We start from the raw sequence: 8,792 nt of genomic DNA on the forward strand, positions 1-8,792 counted from the left end.
ATGAAAAAACAACTATGGTTATTGCTAAGCCTGTTGCTTCTCACATTGAGTCAACACAGCTATGCGCAAAATGATGCTGCAAAAGCATTACTCAACAAAGTAAGTCAAAAATATAATGGATATAAGACTATACAAGCCGGTTTCACCTTAGACATAAAACAAGCAAATGGAAGTTCACATTCAGATGCGGGCACCTTGTATCTTGACAAGGCAAATAATAAATACCATATCAATACCAAAAATCAAATTCTAATTTCAGATTCCAAAACACAATGGAATATTATGAAAGCAGAAAAAGAAGTCGAGATATCCGAGGCGAGTAACTCAACGAATGAGATCAACCCGACAAATATTTTTTCATTCTATACGTCAGGCTTTAAATATGCACTAGCGGGTACGGAAAAAGTAAAAGGAATGAGTTTAAGTGTTGTGGAATTAACACCGATTGACAGCAAAAAGAACTATTCTAAAATCAAATTACGGGTCAACAAAACGAATAATTTGATCTACGATACAGCTATTTTTGATAAGAGTGGTAATCGTTATACTTACACTTTGAATGCACAGGAAGGAAACAAGGCCATTACATCCAGCTTTTTTACCTTTAATAAAAGCAACTACAGCGGATTTGACATTGTCGACCTAAGATAAGATCTACCGTTCGGATAGATTGACTCTCCGGCCAAATAAGACTAACAAAAAAAGGATTTCCAAATGGGAAATCCTTTTTTATTTTGTTTGTTCTTTCTAGAGCATTTTAGGTTCTCTATCCAGCGTCTCTGTCTCTTTGTCCGCATAACGCGAATAACCGTGTTTCTGTGGATGTTCGATAATCTCCTTCATTGAAACCAATTTATACACGTAAGATCCAGTCTCATTGTTCAGCTTCAAAGCAAAATAATCATCCTTCTTCTGTCTTCTTATTGAACCTTTTAAACTACCATCACCAACATTGTATGCCGCGGCCACCAAAGTCCAATTACCAAATTGAGCATAAAGGTATTTTAAATAGCGTGCTGCCGCATGTGTGGATTTCACTAGATCTTTTCGATCATCAACAGCGCCATTGACCCTTAAGCCGTACAAACGAGCTGTTGCAGGCATAAATTGCCAATAACCACCCGCCCCTTTTGACGAAACGACAGCCTTACTCAGGCCACTTTCAACCAGTGGGATGTACTTAAAATCTTCGGGAATACCATGTGATTTCAGGATCTTGGCGATCATAGGCAAATAGGTCTCTGCCTTTTTATGCATATCATACGATCCTGTTTTTTTAAATGAAAATCTACCGAAGAACCTGCGCAATTTGCTTTCCACTAATGGACGATCCATTGGTAATGAATCTTCAGCAAATGTCAATGAACTCAGGTAAGATTCAAAAGAATTGCTTTTTTCTTTTTTCTCTTCGTCGCCTCCATGATGAGTTGGAATTTCGACTAACTTCGCTGCTGCGATCTTATCGCTGTCAGAAGTGTTGTTGTGTGGGGTTGAGTATAATTTTGAAAGCAATAAAGCAAACAAAATCAAACTACTACATAATACTTTTTTTCTTATCATTCACTCCCTTAATGCTATCCTATCCACGAGTCAAATCGATCAAAAAATAGCTTGGTTCAAATTCAAGGGAACAAAGATAAACAGTATTTATTTAAAAAACAAATAGTTACGCTACAGCTATTTTAAAGGGCATTTTTTCCACGTTCAAATTGTCCAAATGCAAGAAAAGACAAAAAGATAAGGATTTTTTCGCAAAACCCAAAATTATACCTAACTTTGCAGTTCACATTTTAGCAAAACACAATGCCATTCAGCAATAAAAGGAACAGTCGTGATGACAACTCCAGAAAGTCACGGGGCAACTCAGATAGCTTCAAATCTAGAGGCGATAAGAATAATAGTTTCGGTAAAAAATCGTCCTTTGGTTCAAAGGATCAATCTGAAAGAGGTTCTTTCAGAAAAGATGACAACCGCGAGAATAGATCATTTGGATCTAATAAATACGCAGACAAACCATCCTTTAGAGGAGAAAACAACTCCTTCCGTTCAAAAGACAATGCAGACAAGCCTTTCAACAGAGGTGGCCGTTCATTTGATAAAAATGATTCTTCTAGATCCTCTGACAAAAGAGATTCATTCAACAAATTTGATAAATCTGAGCGTTCTTTTGATAAAAAAGATAATTTCAAACGTTCTGACAGAAACGACTCTTCTCGATCTTTCGACAAAAGAGAAGGTTCATTCGATAAAAGAGATAACTTCAAGCGTTCCGATAGAAATGATTCTTCGAGATCTTTCGACAGAAAAGAAGGTTCATTTGATAAAAGAGATAGTTTCAAACGCTCTGACAGAAATGATTCATCAAGATCTTTCGACAGAAAAGAAAGTTCATTTGATAAAAGAGATAGTTTCAAACGTTCCGATAGAAATGATTCTTCGAGATCTTTCGACAGAAAAGATGGTTCATTTGATAAAAGAGATAGTTTCAAACGCTCCGACAGAAATGATTCACCAAGATCTTTTGACAAAAAAGAAGGCTCTTTTGATAAAAGAGATTCATACAAGCGTTTCGATAAGGATGACCGTTCCTCAAGCAATCGTAGCAGAAGCTTTGATAAACCATCTAACAGAAAATTCGATGGGGATAGAAGCAGAAACTTTGATGAAAACAAGAGTTTTGACGATAAACAATACACCAAACGTCCTAAGAAGAAAGCCGAAACGTCAGCAGAAGATGACGGCTTAATACGTTTAAACCGTTATATTGCCAATGCAGGTATTTGCTCAAGACGTAAAGCAGACGAATTAATCGCTGCAGGGGTAATATGGGTAAATGGTGAGGCTGTTACTGAATTAGGTACCAAAGTTGATCCAGCTACAGACGAAATCCGTTACAACAACGAGCGTTTAAAGCGTGAGAAAATGGTTTATGTTTTACTCAATAAACCAAAAGACTACATTACAACGACAGATGATCCTCAGGAACGTCATACCGTAATGGAACTTGTATCCAAAGCAACCAAAGAACGCATCTATCCAGTTGGTCGTCTTGACAGAAATACAACCGGATTACTTTTGATGACAAACGATGGTAACCTTGCGGAAAAACTTTCCCACCCCCGTAATAGCATCAGCAAAATATACAATATAGAACTTAACAAGAGTCTTACTCAAGGAGATTTCAACAAGATTAATTTTGGTATTGAATTAGAAGACGGCGTAATCAAACCGGATGATTTAAGCTATGTACAAGGCGGTTCTAAAAGAGAGATAGGAATTCAGATCCACTCTGGCAAAAATCGTATCGTACGCCGTATTTTCGAGTCTCTTGGTTATGAAGTTGTGAAGTTAGATCGTGTTGTATATGCTAACTTGACAAAAAAGGATTTGCCGCGTGGACGTTGGAGATATTTAGAAGAAAGAGAAATTGTTCAATTGAAACATTTGATCTAATCAAATTTCATTTGAGAAATAAAATAAAGGACGGTCATTCAGTTAACCGTCCTTTATTTTTTATATTTGCACCTGAGATAAGAAGAGTATAAAAAATAAAAGAATATGACTGATCCAAAAACACTTTCATCTGTAGCGGAATTCCATAAAACATTCCAACATCCGATCCTGGATACACCAACAATTCCTTCTGAACAAAGATGCGCACTACGGGTTTCGTTGATAGCTGAGGAATTAAAAGAGCTTGAAGAAGCTATCCAAGATAAAGATCTTGTGGAAATTGCAGATGCCCTATGTGACATTCAATACGTCCTCGCTGGAGCAGTTCTTGAATTTGGCTTAAAAGATAAATTTTCAGCACTTTTTGATGAAGTACAACGTTCAAATATGAGTAAGGCTTGCAATGACGAAGCAGAGGCTGTCGCTACTCAAGAGCATTACAAACTTAAAGGAGTAGAATCTTACTATAAAGAAGTTGATGGAAAATTTTTAGTTTTTAGAACAGCTGACAACAAAACACTCAAGTCTGTTAATTATTCTCCAGCAGATCTGAAATCCATTGTCGAAGGATAATTTAACTTACAGTATACCATAAAATAAATAGGGCTTCCGTTTTGGAAGCCCTATTTATTTTATGGTTGACCAATTCGATTCTTCTTATTGAATTGGTTATATGAATTATCTCTTTTGCAATCGTAAGTCTATAATAAAATTAAAAGAGACTACCTTGTACGACTTTCCGAGCTTCCAGACCTTTGTCAATATAAGTCTGGATACCAGACTTGGGTAAACCCCAATTTGGTGCGATCAACAATTCCTTATCGGCAATACCGAAAATACGTTGGATAATCAAATCAGGGCGTAGACGTGGTATAAATTTCGACAGGAAGTCCGTATAGCCTTCCATAGAGAACAATTCAAAAGGTTCACGCTTATATTTTACACCCATAATAGAGCCTTCTACAATATGCAAATGGTGCAATTTAACGAACTTAATCTGTGGAAACCGATTAATCTCGTCAGCGTATTTTAACATCATCTCCTCCGTCTCCCATGGAAATCCGAAAATAGTATGCACACAAAGCTCTAAAGGTGTATCCTTTAACATATCCATAGCCTTAATGAATTCATCGTGCGAGCAACCTCTATTGATCCTTTCCAAGGTATCATTAAAAATCGATTCCATTCCCATTTCCAAATCTACATCATAGCGATCGGTATAAGATTCCAACAAAGCAATTTTCTCAAAGTCCAAACAATCGGGGCGTGTACCCACAGAAAGACCTAGTGTATTTTCAGGATCGATGCTTAACGCCTCGTCATACATCATTTTCAGCAAATGTGTTGGTGCGTACGTATTGGTATTGGGTTGGAAGTAAATAATAAATTTTTCTGCACCATAGCTGTTACGTGCGCGTTCAATCCCTGACTCCACCTGCTCACGTATAGAAGGAATTTTTCGCGCCGTATCGGGCGTAAAAGAATCTACATTACAGTAAGTACACCCACCATAGCCTTTGCTGCCATCTCTATTAGGACAGGTGAAATTGCCATCGACAATCACTTTAAATACTTTCTGCCCGTTATATTTTTGCTTCAAATAAGCGCCGTAATGATTATACGGCTTAATTCCGTTATCCAATAATGTACCCATTGCGCCGCAAAGTTACTCAATAAAAACCATAAATAGATTATTACTCAGGAACAAAGCACTATAACATCGTCCATTCTTCTGTCATTTTCCTCTTGGCGGCACCATTGCTCTTCGGAATCTTTTGGGAAGTATGTAAAAGCAAGAAGCCCTTGACTGTTTCCAGCAAGGGCTTCTGTGTAAAAAAAGGCACCGACCTACTCTCCCACCTGTTACGGCAATACCATCGGCTCTGGCGGGCTTGACTGCTCTGTTCGGAATGGGAAGAGGTAGACACCGCCGATATAGGCACCTAAAGATCTTTTATAGTATCAGGTATTTGGATATGAGTATTTAGATTCCTTTTCTAGGAAAATACCCATCAAATAGCTCAAACTATATTGACATATATATTGAAAGAGGTTCCTTTCTTTTGTTTCAAAAATTAAAGAGGAAGACAACAGTGTGTCTCTGCATGAGAAAGCTTCGGGCTATTAGTACCACTTGGCTTTGGTCTCTCAACCTTTACACCTATGGCCTATCAACGTAGTCATCTTCTACGACCCTATAAGGAAGTCTCATCTCGTGGCTAGTTTCGCACTTAGATGCTTTCAGCGCTTATCTATTCCAGACGTAGCTACCCTGCCGTACACCTGGCGGCATAACAGGTTCACCAGAGGTCTGTCCAACCCGGTCCTCTCGTACTAAGGTCAGATCCACTCAAACTTCCAACGCCCACAACAGATAGGGACCGAACTGTCTCGCGACGTTCTGAACCCAGCTCGCGTGCCACTTTAATGGGCGAACAGCCCAACCCTTGGGACCTTCTCCAGCCCCAGGATGTGACGAGCCGACATCGAGGTGCCAAACCTCCCCGTCGATATGAGCTCTTGGGGGAGATCAGCCTGTTATCCCCAGCGTACCTTTTATCCTTTGAGCGATGGCCCTTCCATACAGAACCACCGGATCACTATGTCCGTCTTTCGACCCTGTTCGACTTGTCGGTCTCACAGTCAAGCAAGCTTATGCCATTGCACTCCACGTACGGTTACCAAGCGTACTGAGCTTACCTTTGAAAGCCTCCGTTACCTTTTTGGAGGCGACCACCCCAGTCAAACTACCCACCAAACAATGTCCTCCTCATAAAGGAGTTAGAAACCGAATACAGAAAGGGCGGTATTTCAAGGTTGATTCCATGACTCCTGGCGAAGCCACTTCAACATCTCCCGCCTATCCTACACATCCTGTACCCAATCTCAATGTTAAGCTATAGTGAAGGTGCATGGGGTCTTTCCGTCCCGTTGCGGGTAATCGGCGTCTTCACCGATACCACAATTTCACCGAGCTCATGGCTGAGACAGCGCCCAGATCGTTACACCATTCGTGCAGGTCGGAACTTACCCGACAAGGAATTTCGCTACCTTAGGACCGTTATAGTTACGGCCGCCGTTTACTGGGGCTTCGATTCAATGCTTCTCTTACGATGACATCCCCTCTTAACCTTCCAGCACCGGGCAGGTGTCAGGCCTTATACCTCATCTTGCGATTTTGCAAAGCCATATGTTTTTGTTAAACAGTCGCCTGGGCCTTTTCACTGCGGCTGCTCTTGCGAGACAGCGCCCCTTCTCCCGAAGTTACAGGGCCATTTTGCCGAGTTCCTTAGCCATGACTCACTCGAGCACCTTAGGATTCTCTCCTCGACCACCTGTGTCGGTTTGCGGTACGGGTCTTCATAACCTGAAGCTTAGCGGGTTTTCTTGGAAGTCTGTTTACCTGCTCTATCAGCGCCACCGAAGCTTTGCTGTACTATTGGGTTTCAGCAGGGTCGGCGGATTTGCCTACCGTCCCTATACCTACGCCTTTCAACGAACTATTCCGTCAGTTCGCGGCAGTGTCACTACTCCGTCACCACATCGCAGTTATGAAGAGTACTGGAATATTAACCAGTTGTCCATCGGCTTGCCCCTTTCGGGTGCGCCTTAGGTCCCGACTGACCCTGATCCGATTAACGTTGATCAGGAAACCTTGGTCTTTCGGTGGGCGGGTTTCCCACCCGCCTTATCGTTACTTATGCCTACATTTGCTTTTCCATACGGTCCAACACCCATTACCAGATATCTTCACCCCATATGGAATGCTCCCCTACCAGATGCATATCTTTCAATGCAAATCCATAGCTTCGGTACCGTTCTTGATGCCCGTTTATTATCCACGCCCGGCCGCTCGACTAGTGAGCTGTTACGCACTCTTTAAATGAATGGCTGCTTCCAAGCCAACATCCTAGCTGTCTGGGCAACCGGACCTCGTTAGTTCAACTTAGAACGAATTTGGGGACCTTAGCTGATGGTCTGGGTTCTTTCCCTCTCGGCCTTGGACCTTAGCACCCAAAGCCTCACTGCCGGCCATATTTAATAGCATTCGGAGTTCGTCTGGATTTGGTAGGATTTGACTCCCCCGCACCCAATCGGTAGCTCTACCTCTATTAAACTCAATGCCGACGCTGTTCCTAAAAACATTTCGGGGAGTACGAGCTATTTCCCAGTTTGATTGGCCTTTCACCCCTACCCTCAGGTCATCCGGAAACTTTTCAACGTTTATCGGTTCGGTCCTCCATTACATGTTACTGCAACTTCAACCTGCCCAAGGGTAGATCACAAGGTTTCGCGTCTACCTCATCTGACTATGCGCCCTATTAAGACTCGCTTTCGCTTCGGCTGCGTCCCTGAAGGACTTAACCTTGCCAGACAAGAGTAACTCGTAGGCTCATTATGCAAAAGGCACGCTGTCACAGAACTTGTCTGCTCCAACCGCTTGTAAGCACACGGTTTCAGGTTCTTTTCACTCCCCTGTTCGGGGTTCTTTTCACCTTTCCCTCACGGTACTGGTTCACTATCGGTCTCTCAGGAGTATTTAGCCTTACCAGATGGTGCTGGTGGATTCCCACAGGATTTCTCCGGTCCCGCGGTACTCAGGATACCACTATGTCAATATTCTTTACCTGTACGGGGCTCTCACCCTTATCGCGCAGTTTCCCACCTGCTTCCAGTTCATAGCATTGTACAATATCGTGGTCCTACAACCCCGACTATGCCGTAACATAATCGGTTTGGGCTCTTTCCCGTTCGCTCGCCACTACTTGGGAAATCATTGTTATTTTCTTCTCCTACGCCTACTTAGATGTTTCAGTTCAGCGCGTTCGCGTATTATACGACTATTCTTCAAATAGTCAGGTTGCCCCATTCGGAAATCTCTGGATCAAGTCGCATTTGCCAATCCCCAAAGCTTATCGCAGCTTATCACGTCCTTCTTCGCCTCTGAGAGCCTAGGCATCCCCCGTGTGCCCTTATTTACTTTCTTCACCGGCATAGCCTTTTGCTACTATGCGGCTGCTTTTGATATATATACTAATATGCTAGGTGCGGGATCGTTCGGCCTGGACCGTGGGTCTCTCCCTTACTTCAAACACATATCAGTATTGTCTCTATACTGTTGTCTTCTCTTGTAATTTTTTTTCTCTTTCAATATGTCAAAGAACTCTTTGGTAGTACTGGGTATCGGGTATCGGGTATTGGGTAAATTTATGTCGCCATAAAATCATCACAATTCTCAATACTAATATCGCAATACTAGCTCGTGGAGAATAACGGATTCGAACCGTTGACCCCCTGCGTGCAAGGCAGGTGCTCTAGCCAGCTGAGCTAATTCCCCT

At 41.9% G+C, this 8,792-nt stretch carries 5 protein-coding genes, 1 tRNA gene and 2 rRNA genes; 3 read left to right on the top strand and 5 right to left on the bottom strand.

The annotated features are described in order from the left end of the window. Positions 1-651 carry a LolA family protein gene (locus tag LC454_RS07705; RefSeq protein ID WP_223581202.1) on the top strand — a complete coding sequence of 217 codons (651 nt, stop codon included), beginning with the start codon at positions 1-3 and terminating at the stop codon, positions 649-651. A gap of 96 nt (positions 652-747) precedes the next feature. On the opposite strand, the gene LC454_RS07710 is transcribed toward LC454_RS07705, so the two are convergent. Then, the gene (locus LC454_RS07710) at positions 748-1,560 is read right to left on the bottom strand and encodes a lytic transglycosylase domain-containing protein (RefSeq protein WP_223581208.1); all 813 of its coding nucleotides are present in this window, start codon (positions 1,558-1,560) and stop codon (positions 748-750) included. A 243-nt stretch (positions 1,561-1,803) separates the two neighbouring features. On the opposite strand from LC454_RS07710, the gene LC454_RS07715 reads away from it, so the two are divergent. Continuing rightward, positions 1,804-3,453 carry a pseudouridine synthase gene (locus LC454_RS07715; RefSeq protein ID WP_223581209.1) on the top strand — a complete coding sequence of 550 codons (1,650 nt, stop codon included), beginning with the start codon at positions 1,804-1,806 and terminating at the stop codon, positions 3,451-3,453. A 105-nt stretch (positions 3,454-3,558) separates the two neighbouring features. After that, complete coding sequence (locus LC454_RS07720; protein ID WP_223581210.1) at positions 3,559-4,026, top strand: nucleoside triphosphate pyrophosphohydrolase family protein; 468 nt, start codon at positions 3,559-3,561, stop codon at positions 4,024-4,026. Positions 4,027-4,165: 139 nt separating this feature from the next. On the opposite strand, the gene LC454_RS07725 is transcribed toward LC454_RS07720, so the two are convergent. The 4 genes from LC454_RS07725 to LC454_RS07740 all read right to left on the bottom strand — a co-directional run bounded on the left by LC454_RS07725 (position 4,166) and on the right by LC454_RS07740 (position 8,791). Beyond that, positions 4,166-5,107 (bottom strand): TIGR01212 family radical SAM protein, encoded by a 942-nt coding sequence (locus tag LC454_RS07725; RefSeq protein ID WP_223581211.1) that lies wholly within the window; start codon positions 5,105-5,107, stop codon positions 4,166-4,168. Between the two features lie 181 nt (positions 5,108-5,288). After that, positions 5,289-5,400: ribosomal RNA gene (rrf, locus tag LC454_RS07730) — 5S ribosomal RNA — on the bottom strand. Between the two features lie 158 nt (positions 5,401-5,558). Then, a 23S ribosomal RNA gene (locus LC454_RS07735) occupies positions 5,559-8,440 on the bottom strand. A 277-nt stretch (positions 8,441-8,717) separates the two neighbouring features. Next, a tRNA-Ala gene (locus tag LC454_RS07740) sits at positions 8,718-8,791 on the bottom strand. Position 8,792: the final 1 nt, after the last annotated feature.

Origin of the sequence: Sphingobacterium sp. GVS05A (assembly GCF_019969845.1) — a bacterium.
Taxonomy (GTDB): Bacteria; Bacteroidota; Bacteroidia; order Sphingobacteriales; family Sphingobacteriaceae; genus Sphingobacterium.

Bases quoted from the DNA above. Each gene is read 5' to 3' on its own strand.
- LC454_RS07705 (WP_223581202.1), top strand. From the start codon at position 1: ATGAAAAAACAACTATGGTTATTGCTAAGCCTGTTGCTTCTCACATTG.
- LC454_RS07710 (WP_223581208.1), bottom strand. From the start codon at position 1,560: ATGATAAGAAAAAAAGTATTATGTAGTAGTTTGATTTTGTTTGCTTTA.
- LC454_RS07715 (WP_223581209.1), top strand. From the start codon at position 1,804: ATGCCATTCAGCAATAAAAGGAACAGTCGTGATGACAACTCCAGAAAG.
- LC454_RS07720 (WP_223581210.1), top strand. From the start codon at position 3,559: ATGACTGATCCAAAAACACTTTCATCTGTAGCGGAATTCCATAAAACA.
- LC454_RS07725 (WP_223581211.1), bottom strand. From the start codon at position 5,107: ATGGGTACATTATTGGATAACGGAATTAAGCCGTATAATCATTACGGC.